The following is an 18,583-nucleotide window of genomic DNA, read 5'->3' as shown; positions in this document are numbered from 1 at the left end:
GGCGGCCGCGTATTCCCACGTTGCCGCAGCTCATGGCGACCGCGGTGGAGGCCAATCCGGCCGGCGCCGCCCTCGTGCTCGCCGACGGCGAGGCCACGCTCGCGCGGCTGTCCTACGCCGAACTCGACGAGCGGTCCACTCGGCTCGCGCGCCGGCTGATCGAGCGCGGCGTCGGGCCGGAGGATCTGGTCGCTATCGGCATCCGGCGTTCGCTGGAGTCGGTCGTCGCGGTCTGGGCGGTGGCCAAGTCCGGCGCCGGATTCGTGCCCGTCGACCCGAACTACCCGGCCGATCGCGTCGCGCACATGGTCTCCGATTCGGGGGCCGTACTGGGCCTGACCGTCGCCGATACGGTCGGTGATCTGCCCGGACTCGTCGAATGGGTCGTCATCGACGGCCCCGAGGGCGACTATTCGACCGAGGCCATCGCCAACGCCGAGCGGGTGCGCCCGCTGCGGGCCGAACATCCGGCCTACGTCATCTACACCTCCGGGTCCACCGGTAAGCCCAAGGGCGTCGTCGTCACGCACGCGGGCCTCGCGGGTTTCTGCGAGGTGCAGCGCGAGCGGTACGAGGTCACCGCCGAATCGCGCACCGTGCACTTCGCGACGCCGTCGTTCGACGCCTCGGTCCTGGAGCTGCTGCTGGCGCTGGGCGGCGCGGCCACCATGGTGGTGGTGTCGCCGACCGTGTACGGCGGCGCCGAACTGGCCGCGGTGCTCGAGCGCGAGCAGGTCACCCACGCCTTCATCACCCCCGCCGCGCTGGCGTCGGTCGATGCCAGTGGATTGCCCGCGTTGCGGGTGGTCGTCACCGGCGGTGAGGCGTGCCCGCCGGATCTGGTGCAGCGCTGGGCAACCGGCGCCCGCCGGTTCTGGAACGCGTACGGGCCCACCGAGGCCACGGTCATGACCAATATGGCCGAGCTGCTGCCGGATCGCCCGGTGACCATCGGCGCGCCGATTCCCGGTGTCGTGGAATACGTTCTGGACGAACGGCTCGGGCAGGTCCCGACCGGCGTGGTGGGCGAACTGTATGTCGCCGGAGCGCATCTGGCGCGCGGCTACCACGGGCAGTCCGCGCTCACCGCCGCGCGCTTCGTCGCGAATCCCTTCGACACCGGTGGTTCCCGGCTCTACCGCACCGGCGACCTGGTGCGCTGGAACGCGGCCGGTGAAGTCGAATACATGGGCCGCAACGACTTCCAGGTGAAGATCCGCGGTTTCCGGATCGAGCTCGGTGAGATCGACGCCGTGCTGGCCGAACACCCCGGTATCGATCTCGCCGTCACCGTCGGGCACCGGTTGCCCACGGGCGCAACGGTGCTGGTGTCCTACGTGCACGCCGTCGACGACGCCGAGGTCGCGGTCGAGGAGCTCACCGCGCTGGCCGAGCGCAGCCTGCCCGCGCACATGGTGCCGACCGCGATCATGACGCTGGATCGCATCCCGCTGACCCCCGCCGGCAAGCTGGATCGCCGCGCACTGCCGGAACCCGTTCTGCAGGAACGCGAATACCGTGCCCCGCAGAGCGCGACCGAACAGCTGCTGGCCGGCATCGTGGGCGAGGTGCTGCGGCTCGACCGCGTCGGTCTCGACGACGATTTCTTCGCGCTCGGCGTCGACTCCATCACCGCCATCCAGATCGTCTCCCGGGCCCGGGCGCGGGGCGTCGCCTTCAAACCCAAGGATCTGTTCGAGACCCGCACGGTCGCCGATCTGGCGCTGATCGCCGAAGAGGCCGGGGCCGAACCGGAATTCACCCCCGGGACACTGCCGGAGCCGTCCGCGGCGGATCTGGAGCGGCTGCGCGGGGAGTACCCGAATCTCGCCGAGGTGTGGCCGCTGACGCCGCTGCAGTCCGGCATGCTGTTCCACGCGCTGCTCGCCGAATCCTCGGTCGACGCCTACATGACCCAGTTCACCGTGGACATCGGCGGCGGGGTCGACATCGAGCGGTTGCACGCGGCCGCGCAGGCCGTGCTGGACCGGCATCAGAATCTCCGGGTCGCCTTCGCCGAGGACGAGAACGGCGATCCGGTCCAGGTCGTCGTCGACGGACTCGACGTGCCCTGGCGCTTCGTGGATCTCGGGACGCCCGAGCCCGAGGACGCCGCAGCGGCGGTCGAGCGCATCCTGGCCGACGACATGGCCGAGCACTTCGACATGGCCACCGCGCCGCTGTTGCGCTTCACCCTGATTCGCACCGGCGCCGACGCCTACCGGGTGGTCGCCACCAGCCACCACATCCTCATCGACGGCTGGTCCATGCCGCTGCTGATGCAGGACATGTTCGCCTTCTACGCGCTCGGCGACGCCGCCGCGCAGCTGCCCGCCCGCCCCTACCGGGATTACCTGGAATGGCTTGCCGGACAGGACCGGGACGCCGCACGCGCGGCCTGGGGCGAGGTGCTGGCGGGTATCACCGAGCCGACCCCGATCGCACCCGCCGACCGCTCCCGGGTGATCACCGAGGGCATCGGCCAGATCGAATTCGAGTTGTCCGCGACCGAGACCGCCGCGCTGGGCCGGGTCGCCGCCGAGGCGGGCGTCACCGTCAATACGATCGTCCAGGCCGCGTGGGGTCTGCTCATCGGCCGCAGCACCGACCGCGACGACGTGGTGTTCGGCGCCACCGTGTCGGGCCGCCCACCGCAGCTCGCGGGTATCGAGACCATGGTCGGGCTGTTCCTGAACGCCATTCCGGTGCGCGTGCGGTTGCGGGCCGCCGACACCCTCGCCGGGCTGCTGCGCCTGCTGCAGCGCGAACAGGCCGGGCTGCTGGAGCATCATTACCTGGGGCTCAGCGAGATTCAGGACACCATCGGCGTCGAAGGACTCTTCGACTCGCTGGTGGTCTTCGCCTCCTTCCCGGTGGACGGGGAGAGGCTGGCCGAGGCCGCCGCGCCCGTCGCCGGGGTGGATCTGCTCGGTACGCAGATGGCCAACGGCACGCACTACCCGGTGACGGTCATGGTGCTGCCCGCTGCGGACACGCTGCACATCCAGGTCAAGTACCTGCGGGACGTCTTCGACGAGCCGGCCGCGCGGGCGCTGGCGCAGCGGCTCGCGCTGCTGCTGGAACGCTTCGGCAGCGATCCGCACGCGCGAGTCGCCGACGTGGACGCGCTCACCGCCGCCGAGCGCACCGCGCTGGCCGCGGTCAACGACACCGAAGTCGCTGACCTGCTGGACGATTCGACGCTGCTGTCGCTGTTCGACGCGCAGGTCGCGCGGACCCCCGAGGCCGTCGCGGTTCGGTTCGGGGACACCACGCTGAGCTACACCGAACTCGACGCGCGCTCGCGGATTCTGGCCGAGGAACTGCGGCTGCGCGGGGTCGGGCCGGAGTCGCGGGTCGCGGTCGCGCTGCGGCGCGGCATCGACCTCGTGGTCGCGGTCTACGCGGTGCTGCGCGCCGGGGGCGCCTACGTGCCGGTCGATCCGGACCATCCGGCCGAGCGCAACGAGTACGTGCTCGAGAGCGCCGCACCGGTCTGCGTGCTCACCCGCCGGGTGGAGGAGTTCGAAACCGCCACCGGCACACCGCTGTTCTACCTGGAAGCGCTCACCTCGGGCAGCGGGGTACCAGTGGTGGCCGCCGCCGCGCAGGTGCGCCCGGACAACGCCGCGTACGTCATCTACACCTCCGGCTCCACCGGCCGCCCCAAGGGCGTGATGATCACGCACCGGCAGATGGCCAACCAGTTCCGCTGGGCGCAGCGCGAATACCCGCACGGCCCCGGTGACGTGGTGCTGCACAAGACGCCCATCACCTTCGACATCTCCACCTGGGAGCTGTTCTGGCCGTTGCAGACCGGCGCGGCCGTGGTCATCGCCGAGCCGGACGGGCACCGCGATCCCGCGTACCTCGCCCGGGTCATCGACGAATACGGCGTCGGCACCGTGCATTTCGTGCCGTCCATGCTGGACGCCTTCCTGGACGGCGTCACCGGCCCCGCCGGGTTCGCCACGCTGCGGCGGATCTTCGCCGCCGGTGAGGCGCTGACCGCCGAGACCGCCGCCAAGTGCGCGGACCGGCTGCCCGGCGCCGAACTGCTGAACTGGTACGGCCCCGCCGAGGCCACCGTGGTCACCGCCCATCCCGCCCGCGAGGTCACCGGGCTCGCGGTGCCCATCGGCAGCCCGGTCGCCAATACCCGTGTGCACGTGCTGGATCGCCAGTTGCGGCCGGTGCCCCCGGGCGCGGCCGGCGAACTGTACGTCGCCGGTGTGCAATTGGCGCGCGGCTATTCCGGCGCGCCCGCGCTCACCGCGGAGCGGTTCGTCGCGCACGACGGCGGGCAGCGGCTCTACCGCACCGGCGACGTGGTGCGCTGGACCGGACAGGCCCTGGAGTACCTGGGGCGCAGTGACTTCCAGGTCAAGCTGCGCGGTCAACGCATCGAACTCGGCGAGATCGAGACCGTGCTGCTCGCGCATCCCGGCGTGCACCGGGCCGCGGTGTCGCTGGTGCGCGGCGCGGGCGGCGATCGACTGGTCGCCTACGTGGTGCTCGAACCGGGCGCCGCGCCCGACGACGCCGCGCTGCTCGCGCCCGCCCGCGAGGCGCTGCCCTCGTACATGGTGCCCTCGGCCGTGGTGCGGCTCGACGCCATGCCGCTCAACGCCAGCGGCAAACTCGACCGTAAGGCGCTGCCGGAACCGGAGTTCCAGGCCCGCGCCTACCGTGCGCCCGCCGCCGGAACCGAGAGCGTCGTGGCCGAGGTGTTCGCGACGGTCCTGGGCCTCGACCGCGTCGGCGCGGACGACGAGTTCTTCGAACTCGGCGGCAACTCGCTCAGCGCCACCCGGGTGGTCGCCCGGCTCGGCGCCGCCCTCGGCGCCCGGGTTCCGGTGCGCGCGCTGTTCGCCGCGCCGAGCGTCGCGCAGCTGGCCGCCTACCTGGCCGAGCACGCGGATTCCGCTGCCGCGCAACCGCTGCGACCCATGCCGCGCCCCGAGCGGGTGCCGCTGTCCTACGCGCAGCAGCGCATGTGGTTCCTCAACCGCTTCGATCCCGAGAGCGGCGTCAACAACCTGCCGTTCGTGGTCCGGCTCACCGGCGATCTGGACGCCGGGGTGCTGCGGGCCGCGCTGCACGACGTGGTCGAGCGGCACGAGGTGCTGCGCACGCTGTACCCCGAACTCGACGGCGAGGGTTACCAGCTGATCCTGCCGGTCACCGATCCCCGGGCGCTGCCCGAACTCCCGGTCGTGGACGTCAGGGCCGACGAGATCGCGGATCTGGTCGCCGCCGACGCGATCGCCGGTTTCGACGTGACCGCCGCGCCGCCGCTGCGGATCGGCCTGCTGCGGATCTCCGCGACCGAGCACGTGCTGGTCGCGGTCGTGCACCACATCGCCGGTGACGGCTTCTCCATGGGCCCGCTCACGCGCGATCTCATGACCGCCTACTTCGACCGGGTGCAGGGCAGCGCGCCGCGGTGGGAGCCGCTGCCGGTGCAGTACGCCGACTACGCGCTGTGGCAGCGCGAGGCCCTCGGCGCGGAATCGGATCCCGACTCCGCGCTCGCCCGGCAGGTCGCCTACTGGCGGGCCACGCTGGCCGGACTGCCCGATCAGCTGGACCTGCCGCTGGACCACCCGCGGCCCGCGGTGGCCTCGGGCCGGGGCGCGACCCTGGTCTTCGACATCGACCGGTACGTGCACGCCGAACTGAATCGCACCGCGCAGGAACACAATTCGACCCTGTTCATGGTCGTGCACGCGGCCCTGGCGGTGCTGCTGGCCCGGCTGTCCGGCTCCCGGGACATCGCCGTCGGCACCCCGGTGGCCGGTCGCGGCGAGGCCGAACTCGACGGCGTCATCGGCATGTTCGTCAACACCCTGGTGCTGCGCACCGACGTCGACCCGGCCGCCACGTTCGGTGACCTGCTGGCCGCGGTGCGGCACAACGACATCGAGGGCTTCGGGCACGCGGACGTCCCGTTCGAACGGCTCGTCGAGCTGCTGGACCCGGCGCGCTCGCAGGCCCGGCATCCGCTGTTCCAGACCATGCTGACCTTCCAGAACATGGCGCGCACCGAGCTGGAGCTGCCGGGTCTGGCGGTGGCCTCGGTCGACCTGGACGTGCCGCTGGCCAAGTTCGACCTGCAGCTCTCGGTGGTCGAGCAGCTCGGGGACGACGGTGCGGCGCAGGGGCTGACGGCCGTGTTCACCTACGCCACCGACATTTTCGGGCCGGCCACGGTGCAGAGCTTCGCCGACCGCTTCCGCCGGGTGCTGGTCGCGGTGGCCGCGCACCCGGAGACGCCGGTCGGCGATTTCGACCTGCTCGCGGTCGACGAGCGCCAGCGCGTGCTCGCCGACTGGAACGCCACCGGCGTGGGCCTGCCGCCCGCGGCGACCCTGGTCTCGGTGTTCGCCGAGCAGGTCGCGCGCACCCCGGGCGCGCCCGCGCTGATCGCCGAGGGGACGAGTCTGTCCTACGGCGAGTTCGCCGAACGCGTGCACCGGCTGGCCCGCCGCCTGATCGCGGCCGGCGTCGGGCCGGAAACCCTGGTGGCCCTGGGCATCCGGCGCTCGGTCGATCTCGTCGTCGCCATGTACGCGGTCCTGGAGGCCGGCGGCGCGTACGTGCCGCTGGACCCGGATCAGCCCGCCGAGCGCAACGGCCACGTCCTGGACACCGCCGCCCCGGTGTGCGTGCTGTCGACCGGTCGCGACGGCTTCGACGCGGGTGAGCACCCGGTGCTGGACATCGACTCCGAGGACCTGTCCGGCTTCGCCGGCACCCCGGTCGCGGACGCCGAACGCCGTGCGCCGCTGCGGGCCTCGAACACCGCCTACGTCATCTTCACCTCCGGTTCCACCGGCCGGCCCAAGGGCGTGGCGGTGCCGCACGCCGCGGTGGTCAACCAGATCCGCTGGATCACCGCCGAATACGGCATCGACGCCGACGACGTGGTGCTGTTCAAGACCCCCGCGACCTTCGACGTCTCGGTGTGGGAACTGTTCGGGCCCTTGGCCGTCGGCGGCCGCATGGTCGTGGCGAGCCCGGACGGACACCGCGATCCGCAGTACCTCGCCGAGGTGATCGCCGCGCGCCGGGTCACGCTCACCTCGTTCGTGCCGTCCATGCTCAGCGTCTTCGCGAGCAGCGCCGCGCCGGACGCGCTCACCTCGCTGCGCGCCCTGCTCATCGCCGGTGAGGCCTTCACCGCCGACGCGGTGCACGCCTTCCGCCGGGTCGGCTCGGCCGCACTGCACAACCTGTACGGCCCCACCGAATTCACGGTGCACGCCACCTACGCGCCGGTGCCCGAGCAGGTCTCGGGCGCGGTGCCGATCGGCGGCCCGGTGTGGAACGCGCGGGCGTACGTGCTCGACGCGCGCCTGCACCCGGTCGCGCCCGGCATCGCGGGCGAGCTGTACCTCGCGGGCGATCAGCTGGCCACCGGCTACGTCGGCCGCCCCGATCTGACCTCGGATCGGTTCGTGGCCAACCCCTTCGGCCGCGGCGAGCGGATGTACCGCACCGGCGACCTGGTCACCCGCGACGCCGACGGGGCGATCGTGTACCTGGGCCGCACCGACTTCCAGGTCAAGCTGCGCGGTCAGCGCATCGAACTCGGGGAGATCGAGGCGGCGCTGGTCGCACACGAGTCGGTGGCCCAGGCCGTCACGCTGGTGCGCTCGGACGAGCACACCGGCGACCGGCTGATCGGCTACGTGGTGCCCGTGCCCGGCGCGGAGCCGGACCTCGCGGACCTGCGCGCCCACCTGTCCGGCCTGCTGCCGTCCTACATGGTGCCCGCCGCGCTGGTGGTGCTGGACACGTTGCCGCTCAACGCGAACGGCAAGCTCGACCGCAAGGCGCTGCCGGTCCCGGACATCGAGATCCGGCCCTTCCGCGCGCCGTCGACTCCGGTCGAGGAGATCGTCGCCGGGGTGTTCGCCGACGCGCTCGGACTAGAGCGCGCCGTCGGCGCCGACGACGACTTCTTCGATCTCGGCGGCAATTCGCTGATCGCCACCCAGGTCGCCGCCCGGCTCGGCGCCGCCCTCGACATCCACGTGCCCGTGCGCGTGCTGTTCGAGGCGGCGAGCGTGAGCGGGCTCGCGGTCGCGGTGGAACAGCACCGCGGCGCCGGGGCGCGCCGCGCGCTCACGGCCGTCGAACGGCCGGATCGGGTTCCGCTGTCCATGGCGCAGCAGCGCATGTGGTTCCTGAACCAGCTCGACAACGCTTCGGTCGCCTACAACCTGCCGATCGCGCTGCGGCTCATCGGCGAACTCGACGTCGCGGCGCTACAGGCGGCCGTCGCCGACGTGGTGACCCGGCACGAGACCCTGCGCACGGTGTATCCGGAGATCGACGGCGTCGGGCACCAGGTGGTGCTGCCGGTCGGGCGGTTCGCCCCGGACCTCGCGCCCGAGACCATCGAATCGGCCGACATCCTCGAGCGGGTCGCGGGCCTGTTCCTGAGCCCGTTCGACGTGACCGCCGCGGTTCCGTTGCGGGTCAAGCTCTTCCGCATCGACAACGGCGACCGCACGCCCGAGCACGTGTTCGTGATGGTGGCGCACCACATCAGCTCCGACGGCTGGTCGCTGGGCCCGCTGACCCGCGACCTGATGATCGCCTATGCGGCCCGCACCAGCGGTGTCGAGCCGGGCTGGGCGCCGCTCGCGGTGCAGTACGCGGACTACTCGCTGTGGCAGCGCGAGGTGCTCGGCCGCGAGGACGACCCGGAATCGCTTGCCGCACAGCAGCTCGGCTACTGGAAGCAGGCGCTGGCGGGGCTGCCCGACCAGCTGGACCTGCCCGCCGACCGGCCCCGGCCCGCCGTGCAGTCCTTCGCCGGCGACACCGCCGAGATCCGCGTCGACGCCGCGACGCACCAGGCGTTGCTCAACCTCGCGCGCGCCGAGGGCGCGACGCTGTTCATGGTCGTGCACACCGCGCTCGCGGTCCTGCTGGCCCGGCTCTCGGGCACCGACGACATCGCGGTGGGCACGCCCATCGCCGGTCGCGGCGAGGCGGTGCTGGACGACCTGGTCGGCATGTTCGTCAACACCCTGGTCTTCCGCTCCCGCGTCGACGGCGCCGTCCCCTTCACCGAGCTGCTCGCCCAGCAGCGCGCCGCCGACATCGCGGCCTTCGCCAACGCGGACGTGCCCTTCGAGCGGCTGGTCGAGGTGCTCAACCCGGTGCGCTCCACCGCGCGGCATCCGCTGTTCCAGGTCGGCCTCTCGTTCCAGAACCTGGCCAAGGCCGGACTGGAACTGCCCGGGCTCTCGGTCGCGCCGGTCGCGGTGGACACCGAACTGTCGCAGTTCGATCTGCACTTCCTGATCACCGACGCGCACGACGAATCCGGTGCGGCGGCCGGCATCACGGGTCTGGTCACCTACGCGGCCGACATGTTCGATCGCGCCACCGTGCAGGGCTTCGCCGATCGCTTCATGCGCCTGCTGGACGCCATCGTGGCGAATCCGGCCGCCGCGGTGGGCGATTACGACCTGCTGACCCACACCGAGTACGGCGAACTCGTCCGCGACGTGAACGCGACCGCGCACGAGACGGATCCGACGACGCTGGCCGCGCTGCTCACCGCGAGCGTGGCCCGGCACGGCTCGGCCATCGCCCTGTTCGAGGACGCCTCCGGCGACGATCTGACCTACGCCGAGCTGGGGGAGCGGGTCAACCGCCTGGCCCGGCACCTGATCTCGGCCGGGGTCGGCCCGGAATCGCGGGTGGCGCTGGCGCTGCGGCGTTCGGCCGACCTGGTGGTCGCCATGTACGCGGTCACCCTCGCCGGTGGCGCGTACGTACCGCTGGATCCGGACCAGGCCGCCGAGCGCACCGGGTACATCCTGGAGACCGTCGCGCCGGTGTGCGTCCTGACCGACGCCGACGCCGGCTTCCGCACCGATCTCGCGCCGGTCGTCCGGCTCGACGAATTGGATCTGGAAGCGGTTGCGGGCGAGCCGATCTCCGACGCGGAGCGGATCGCGCCGCTGCGTCCCGAGCACACCGCGTACGTCATCTTCACCTCCGGTTCCACCGGCAGGCCCAAGGGCGTGGCGGTGCCGCACGCGGCCATCGTCAACCAGTTGCTCTGGAAGACCGCCGAATTCGCGCTCGGCTCCGACGACGCGGTGCTGCTCAAGACCGCGGCCACCTTCGACCTGTCGGTCTGGGAGTTCTGGTCCGCCGCCGTCTGCGGCGGACAGCTCGTCATCGCCGCGCCGGACGGGCACCGCGATCCGGCCTACCTGAACGAGCTCGTGCGGCGTGAGCAGGTCACCACGCTGCACGTGGTGCCGTCCATGCTGGACGCACTGCTGGCCGACGCCACCGCGACCGGCGCCGGCGCCCTGCGCAGGGTGCTGGCCATCGGCGAGGCGCTGCCGGGTGCGCTGGCCCAGCGGTACCGGACCGCGTTCCCGCAGGTCGAACTGTTCAACCTGTACGGGCCCACCGAGGCGGCGGTGTCCATCACCAGCCATCGGGTGAGCCCCGCCGACCAGGTGTCGGTGCCCATCGGCGCGCCCGAGTGGAACAGCCGCGTCTACGTGCTGGACGCACGGCTGCGGCCGGTCCCGGCCGGGGTGGCGGGCGAGTTGTACCTGGCCGGAGCGCAATTGGCGCGCGGCTACTTCGCCAGGCCGGATCTCACCGCCGACCGGTTCGTGGCCGATCCGTTCGGCGCGCCCGGCACGCGGATGTACCGCACCGGCGACCTGGTGGCCTGGAATCCCAACGGCGAGCTGGACTATCGCGGCCGCACCGACTTCCAGGTGAAGATCCGCGGCTTCCGCATCGAACTCGGCGAGATCGAGGCCGCGCTGCTCGCGCTGCCGGAGATCGACCGGACCGCGGTGCTGGCCAAGTCCGATCCGCACACCGGGGACCGGCTCGTCGCCTACCTGGTCGGCTCGGACATCGAGGTGGCGCGGGTGAAATCGGCGCTGTCCGAGGCCCTGCCCTCCTATATGGTGCCCGCCGCCTTCGTCGTGCTCGACGCTCTGCCGCTCAACGTCAACGGCAAGCTCGATCGCAAGGCGCTGCCCGAACCCGAGGGCGCCGCCCGTGAATACCGCGCACCCGGAACGGCATTGGAGCAGACCGTCGCCGACGCCTTCGGCGCGGCGCTCGGCATCGAACGCGTCGGCCTGGACGACGACTTCTTCTCCCTCGGCGGCAACTCGCTGCTGGCCACCCAGGTCGTCAGCCGGCTGCGGACCCTCACCGGCGCGCAGGTCATGGTGGCCTGGTTCTTCACCGACCCCACCGTGGGCGGGCTCAGCGGGCAGATCATGACCGCGCTGGCCGGGGAACACGACTACGACGAGGACTCCGAGGCCGGACTCCAGGTCGTACTGCCCATCCGGGCCACCGGCACGCGCACGCCGCTGTTCTGCGCGCCGCCCATGGCGGGCATGTCCTGGTGCTACGCGGGCCTGACCCGGTTCCTGCCGGACGACCAGCCGATCCTCGGCCTGCAGTCGCCCGCGCTGACCGAAGCCGACTGGGATCCCGCCACGCTGCGAGACGTGGTGCGGCGCTACGTAACCGAGATGCGCAAGATTCAGCCGGAAGGCCCGTACCGGGTCCTGGGCTACTCACTCGGCGGCATTCTGGCGCACGCCATCGCCACCGAACTGGAGGCCGACGGGCAGCGGGTCGACCTGGTCGCGATCCTGGACTCCTACCCCGAGACCGAGTTCACCGACTTCCGCAGTTCGCTGCGCGACGAACTCGCCCAGGTCGGCGTCGGACCCGACGCCTTCCCCGACGGCGACCTGCGCAACCTCGACGGCGACGCGCTCGCCGCGGTGCACGCCGCCATCCCCGCCGACCTGGCGGTGCTCACGCTGGAACGCTTCCAGCAGATCTACCGCGGTGCGGTGCGCAGCATGGAACTCGGCTCCGAGTACCGGCACGCCGTGCTCGACGGCCCCCTGGAACTCTTCCGGGCCACCTTCGGCCGAGATGGTGCGGGACAACCGCATTCGGCCGCGGACTGGCGACCGTACGTCACCGGACCCATCGGTGAATACCCGGTCGAGACTCGACATCAGCTCATGACGACCGCCGAAGCCTTCGCCGATATCGGACCGAAGCTGGCGGAGCTCATCGAACGCGCCGACCGAGAACGCGGCGAATCGGAGGAAACCGTGCGAGTTCCGGTATCCCCGGCCCAGCAGCGCATCTGGTCCCGCGAGCGCTCGGCGGTCGACAACCTGCCTATCGTGCTTCGCTTCACCGGAGAGCTCGACGCCGGAGCCCTCGAACAGGCCCTCGGGGACGTGGTGCGGCGGCACGAATCGCTGCGCACCCTGTACCCGGTGGTCGAGGGCGAGGTCTACCAGCGGGTGCTGCCCGGCGTGCAGATCGCGCCCAAGGTCACCCCCGAACTGATCGACGTCGACACCCTGCCCGATCGGCTCGAACGACTGCTCACCCGGCGCTTCGACGTGGCCGCCGAACTGCCCCTGCGCGCGGAGCTCTTCCGCGTCGATCTGGGCGGCGAGATCGAACACGTGCTCGGCCTGGTCGTCCACGCGATCAGCGCCGACGCGGGCTCGGTGGGCCCGATGGTGCGAGATCTGGTGACCGCGTACGAATCCCGCGTCACCGGCATCGGACCGCGCTGGGCCGCGCTGCCGATGCGATCGGTCGATCACACCGGATTGCGCACGGACACCCGCCGATTCACCGAACTGACGCTGCCCGGCGACCGGCCGCGCCCGGCGATCGCGAGCCATCGCGGCGGCAGCGTGCGGTTCCCCGTCAACGCCGCCATCCACCGCGGGCTCGATCGCATCGCCCGCCAGCACGGCACCACCCTGTTCTCCGTGGTGCACACCGCGCTGGCGCTGTTCCTGGCCCGGCTGACCGGAACCGCGGACATCGCCATCGGCACCCCGGTGTCGGGGCGGGACGCAGCCGGATTGCACGACGCGGTGGGCGTTTTCGCCAACACCGTGGTGCTGAACACCCGGGTCGAGGGACACCTGAAGTTCGCGCAGCTGCTCGCGCGCGCCGGTGACGCCCAGGCCGAGGCGTTCGCCCAGCCCGAGCTGCCGGTCGGGACCGCGCAGGTGTCGCTGTCCTTCCAGCGCCCGGAGCAGACCGAGTTCGAGCTGCCCGGATTGCGGATCAGCACCCTGGATTCCGGGATCGAGTACACCGCCACCGATCTGGCGCTGAGCATTCGCGAGCGCGCCGACCACGACGCCGGGCTGTTCGCCACGCTGAGTTTCGCGCGGGACCTGTTCGACGACGAGACCGTGGACGTGTTCGCCTACCGCTTCGTGCGACTGCTCGCGGCCGTGGTCACCAGCTCCGAGACGCCCATCGGCGATCTGCCGCTGCTCGGTGACGACGAATACGAACTGCTCACGCGGGTAGAGGATCCGGCGCCGGCCACCCGGCTGCTGCCGGACCTGCTGGCCGCCGGAGCCCGGCTCGGCCGGGACCGGGTCGCGGTGCGCTATCGCGGGCATTCGCTGACCTACGGCGAGTTCGACGACTACTCCTCGCAGCTCGCGCGGGTGCTCATCGATCGCGGGGTGGCGCCGGAAACCCTGGTCGCCGTGGCGTTCCCGCGGTCGTTCGAGGCCGTGGCCGCCGTGCTCGCGGTATCCAAGTCCGGTGGCGCGTACGTGCCCGTGGATCCGACCGACGCCGCCCTCGCGGCGCAGCGGATCACCGAATCCGGTGCGGCCGTGGGTATCACGGTCAAGGCGTTCCTGCCGGTGCTGCCGGCCACGGTCGACTGGCTGTGCCTGGACGACGCCGACACCGACGCCCGGTGCGTGGCCGAGGCCACCGACCCGGTCACCGACGCCGATCGCAACGCGCCGCTGCGCGCGGGCCATCCCGCCTACGTCGTGCACACCGCGGGCACCCGCGGCGTGGTCGTCACGCACGCCGGTGCGCAGGGCCTGCTCGACTCGGTCGTGAACCGGTTCGGTCTCGACACCGCCAGCCGAGTGCTGCACGCGGGCAGTCCCGCGGACGATCTCTCGGTCCTGGAATGGCTGTCCGCCTTCGAGATCGGGGCCACGCTGGTCATCGCGCCCGCCGCCGCCACCGAGGGGCAGGCACTGGCCGACGTGATCCGCGCCGAACAGGTCACCCATGTCCTGCTGACCCCGCGGATCGCCGACACGCTCGATCCGGGATCGCTGCCCGGGGTGCGACTGATCGCGGTGCGCGGACAGAGCGGCCCGGAGCTGGTCGGCTCCTGGCAGCGGCCCGAACGCGCCTTCCGGCAGCTGCACGGCCCGGCGGAAACCACCGTCGTGGCCACAGTCGGCGAGCCCGCCCCCGGCCGGCACCTGACCATCGGCCATCCGGTCGACGGCCTGTCGGCCCTGATCCTGGACGACCGCCTCAACCCGGTGCCGCCCGGCGTGCCCGGCGAGCTCTACCTCACCGGTCCCGCCCTGGCCCGCGGGTATCTCGCCCGCCGCGCCACCACCGCCGTGCGCTTCGTGGCCAACCCCTGGGGCGCCCCCGGCTCGCGGATGCTCCGCACCGGTGACCTGGTGCGCTGGTACGCCGCGCCCAAGGCCCGCAACGGCAACGCCGCGCTGGCCACCGTGGACTGGGAGATCGAGTACCTGGACCACACCGCGCCCGCCGACGAGTTCGACGCCGAGTACCTGGCGCGCGCCCGGGCGGCCGCGGCCGCCGCGCCGGCTCCCCGCCCCGAGTTCGGGATCCTCGCGTCCGGCTCGCCGTCCGCCGCCGGTCGCCCCGCGACCCCGGTGACCGCGCGCCGCGACCTCCCGCCCCGCACCGAGCCCAGACCCTCCAGATCCGACCGGTCCGCGCCCCCCAGCACGAGTTTCACCGACAACAACGAGGATTGGGCCACCACCCAGGTCCTCCCGGTGATCAAGTCCGACGGACCCCCCACCAGCGTGAAGCTACGCGCGGTGGACCCCTCGACCCTGGGCCCCGACTTCGCCCCCCGAGTCCCCGCGGTCTCACCCCCCGCCCCCCGGACCCCCACGGACCCCCACGGTCCGGCCGACACCCATCGCCCCGCCGCACCGGGTTCGAACGAGTCCGCGCCCGCCGCACCCCGATTCGATGCCGCGGAGTCCGAGGCACAGGCCCCGAGCCCCGCCGACGAACGCGCCCTCGCCGACGCGTACCGCTCCGGCGCCGTTGGCGCGCAGCCCGCCGAGCCGGTGGATCGTGCTGTGCCGCAGCGTTTCGGCGGCGATGTCGCCGAGTCGGCGTCGTCCAGCATCGCGGGTGCGAGGGCGGATGAGGCTCGTGCCCCGGGCGCACCCGACGATCGCACGTGGGCGGAAGCTCGCCGCTCGGGTGCTACATCCCCGAACGACTTCGCGCCCGGCGCATCCCGTTTCGATGATGTAGAGGGCGAGGCGCAGGCCCCCAGCCCGGCCGACGAGCGGGCCCTGGCCGATGCGTATCGGTCCGGTGCCGTTGGTGCGCAGCCCGCCGAGTCGGTGGATCGTGCTGTGCCGCAGCGTTTCGGCGGCGAGGCCGCAGACCCGGAGTCGCGTCGCGGCGCGACCGATTTCGAATCCGCCGCTGCTGCGGCGCGGGGTTTCCGTGACGCCGAGGGTGGCGAGCGGGCCCCCGATCCAGAGGACGAGCGCGCGCTTGCCGACGCCTATCGCTCGGGTGCGGTCGCTCCCGAAGCGGTTACTCCCTCCACCTCGCGGTTCGCTGCAGCGGACGAGGAGCACGCTCCCGATCCCGCCGACGAGCGGGCGCTGGCGGACGCCTACCGGTCCGGGGCGCTCGGTGGGCAGACCGCCGAGCCGGTGGATCGTGCTGTGCCGCAGCGCTTCGGAGGCGAGGCCGTTGACCCGAGCCGGGACCGATTCGGGGACGAGGGCCCGGCCGAGGCGGGGCGCGCCCCGAGTGCGGCCGACGAGCGGGCGCTGGCCGACGCCTACCGGTTCGGGGCGGTGGAACCCGGTGGGGTTACGCCTGCCGCGGCGCGGTTCGACGACGCGGACGGCCGGGAACAGGCACCCGATCCGGCGGACGAGCGGGCGCTGGCCGAGTCCTACAAGGCCGACCTGTCGGCGGAGGACGCCGCGTGGCGAGCCGGGGGACTGGCCTACTCGGCCGCGGGCGAAGGTATTTCGCTGCCGGGCGGGCGGGAACCGAGTGGATCGGCGGACTTCGGCGGGGCCGACGCGCCCGCGCGATTCGACGACTCGATCGACGAGATAGACCATCGCGCGCTGGCCGACGCCTATCGGGCGGGGTCGCAGGGCGATTCGGTGGGCGCGCTGCCCGCGCGCTCCGGTAGCGACGTGAGCGAGCGCCCGGACAGCGCCGCGGACCATGCGGCGGCGGATGCCTTCCGCGCGGATTCCGATGTGGAGCAGAACGACTGGCGGTTGAGCGGAACGGCCCACTCGGCCGCCGGTGAAGACCGGGGCGCCGCCGCATCCCGGTTCGCCGCCGACGACGTGGCGCCGGATGAGATCGATCACCGGGCCCTGGCCGACGCCTACAAGGCCGACGCGGTCGCGGATGCGGCGGGGGAGAACCTCTCGCCCGCGGCGGAATTCGACGAAGCCGAGGCGCAGCGCGCCAGCGCCGCCGCGGACCGCGCGCTCGCCGAGGCATACCGCTCCGATACCGGGGTGGGTGCGGGAGCCGGGGTCTTCGGGCCGCCGGTGGACTCCGAGCCCGCGCCGGAACCGTCCGTGGACAAGGCGTTCTCGGGGTTCGGGGAGCCGATCGCCCCGCAGCGGGGCGCGGACACCGCGCACCGGGGCGGGGAACAGACCGCGTTCGGTGCCGACCGGACAGCCACCACACAGACCGGCGCTGACGGCGAGACCGCCGATGGTTCGGTCGGTCCGTCGGACGCTCGCGGCGACTTCGCCGACGCGGGCTCGCGTGCGGACCGGACAGCCGTGGCCCCGCAGACCGGCACCGGTGCCCTCCGCGAGACCGCCGACGGTGCCGTTCGGTCCTCGGACGTTCCCGCCCGCAGCGACTTCGCCGCTGACGGTGACCGGCCCGATGCCGCCGTCGAGAACGACCGGGCGGCTGCCATCTCCAACGCCGACGATGCGGTGGACGCGCCCGGCGACATCGCCGCCGACGAACGCGCCGCATCCGCCGAGCCGGCTCCGGCCGCCGCTCCGCCCGCCGGCCCGCGGCTCACCGCGGTCGGCAAGGTGTCCGCGCTCCCCGCCGGTGCGGTGAGCCTGCTCGAGGTCGAGCCCTCGGGGCTGTGGGTGCGGGCCATCACGCTCGACATCGCGGCCGACGTGTCCGGGACCCGGGTCCGGCGTTCGGTCGCCACCCTGCTGGACAGACATCCCGCGCTATGGTCCCGACTACGCCGCGACGGCGACGCCGTGGCCATGGACATTCCGGGCGCGCCCAGCCGCGGGGATGCCGTGGTGTGGCAACTCGATCCGTCCGTCGAGGCCGTCGGCGACCCCATCGAAGCGGTGATCCACGCGGCCGCCGCCGAGATGGACCCGGAGAAGGGCCGCAACATCCGCTTCGTGCTCATGGCCGGCGTGGAAGCCGACCCGGGTGTCGAAGCCGGGGACCGGCCCGCCGCCGTACTGGTCGTGGTCGCCAACGGCCTCGTCGTCGACGACACCTCCTGGCGCACCATCATCGAAGACCTCACCGCCTCCTGGTCCGGCGGCCACGCCACCCCGCCCAGCGCGGACGCACACCCGCTCGGCATCGCCGCCGCCCTCGCCGACCGCGCCGCCGAATCGGACACCCTCGGCGAATTGCCCTGGTGGCGAGCCACACTCACCGGCGCCGAACCCGGCATGGACCTCGAACAGGCCCTCGGCGGCGAGGACGGCCCCGTCGGCCGCGGCCGGGTGTCGGTTTCCATCACCGGCGAAGGCGCGGCCGCCGTCGACACGGTCGCCCGCCGCTACCACGCCACCATCGACGAGGTCCTGCTCGGCGCCCTCGCGGTCGCCCTGCTCGACGACAGCGTCGAATCGTCCAGGCACGCCATCGGATCGGTGGTCCGGCTCGTCGCCGACGGCCGCGTCCCCGGCGACAAAGCCGGGCACCGCACCGTCGGCGCGTTCAGCACCGCGTACCCGTTCGCGCTGCGCCTCACGGGCGTGGACTACGCCGAGGTTCGCCGGGGCGGCGACGCCGCGGGATCGGTCATCGAACAGATCCGCGACCACTGCCGCGAAGTGCCCTCGCAGGGCGTCGGCTTCGGACTGCTCCGGCACCTGAACCCCGACACTGCCGCCGAGACCGCGGCGCTCCCGGTGGGCCGCATCGGCTTCCGCTACCGCGATCTGCGACCCGCCCGGGTGTATCCGGAACCGGTCGCCGACGATCTGTACCTGGACGTCACCGTCGACACCACCCAGGACGGCCTGGTCGCCCGCTTCGACTTCGCCGGTGCGGTCCTGGACCTCGAACAGATCAAGAAGCTCGTGGAAGGCTGGGTGCAGGCCCTCGGCGGACTTGCCGAACATGGACGCGCGGTCAATTCGTAACGCATCGGCTACCGTCACGATGGGATAGCCCGTAGGGTCTCCACCCGAGGCCCGTATGCGCTGCGAGTCCGGCCGGACATCCGGTCGAGAACCCGAATGCG

At 72.5% G+C, this 18,583-nt stretch carries 1 pseudogene; it reads left to right on the top strand.

From position 1 onward, the window contains the following. Positions 1–17: 17 nt before the first annotated feature. Positions 18–18,482, top strand: a pseudogene (locus tag ACWIGI_RS31405) (amino acid adenylation domain-containing protein); the annotation flags it as partial. Positions 18,483–18,583: the final 101 nt, after the last annotated feature.

The organism is Nocardia sp. NPDC055321 (assembly GCF_053645575.1).
This window is presented reverse-complemented; position numbering and strand designations above follow the sequence as displayed.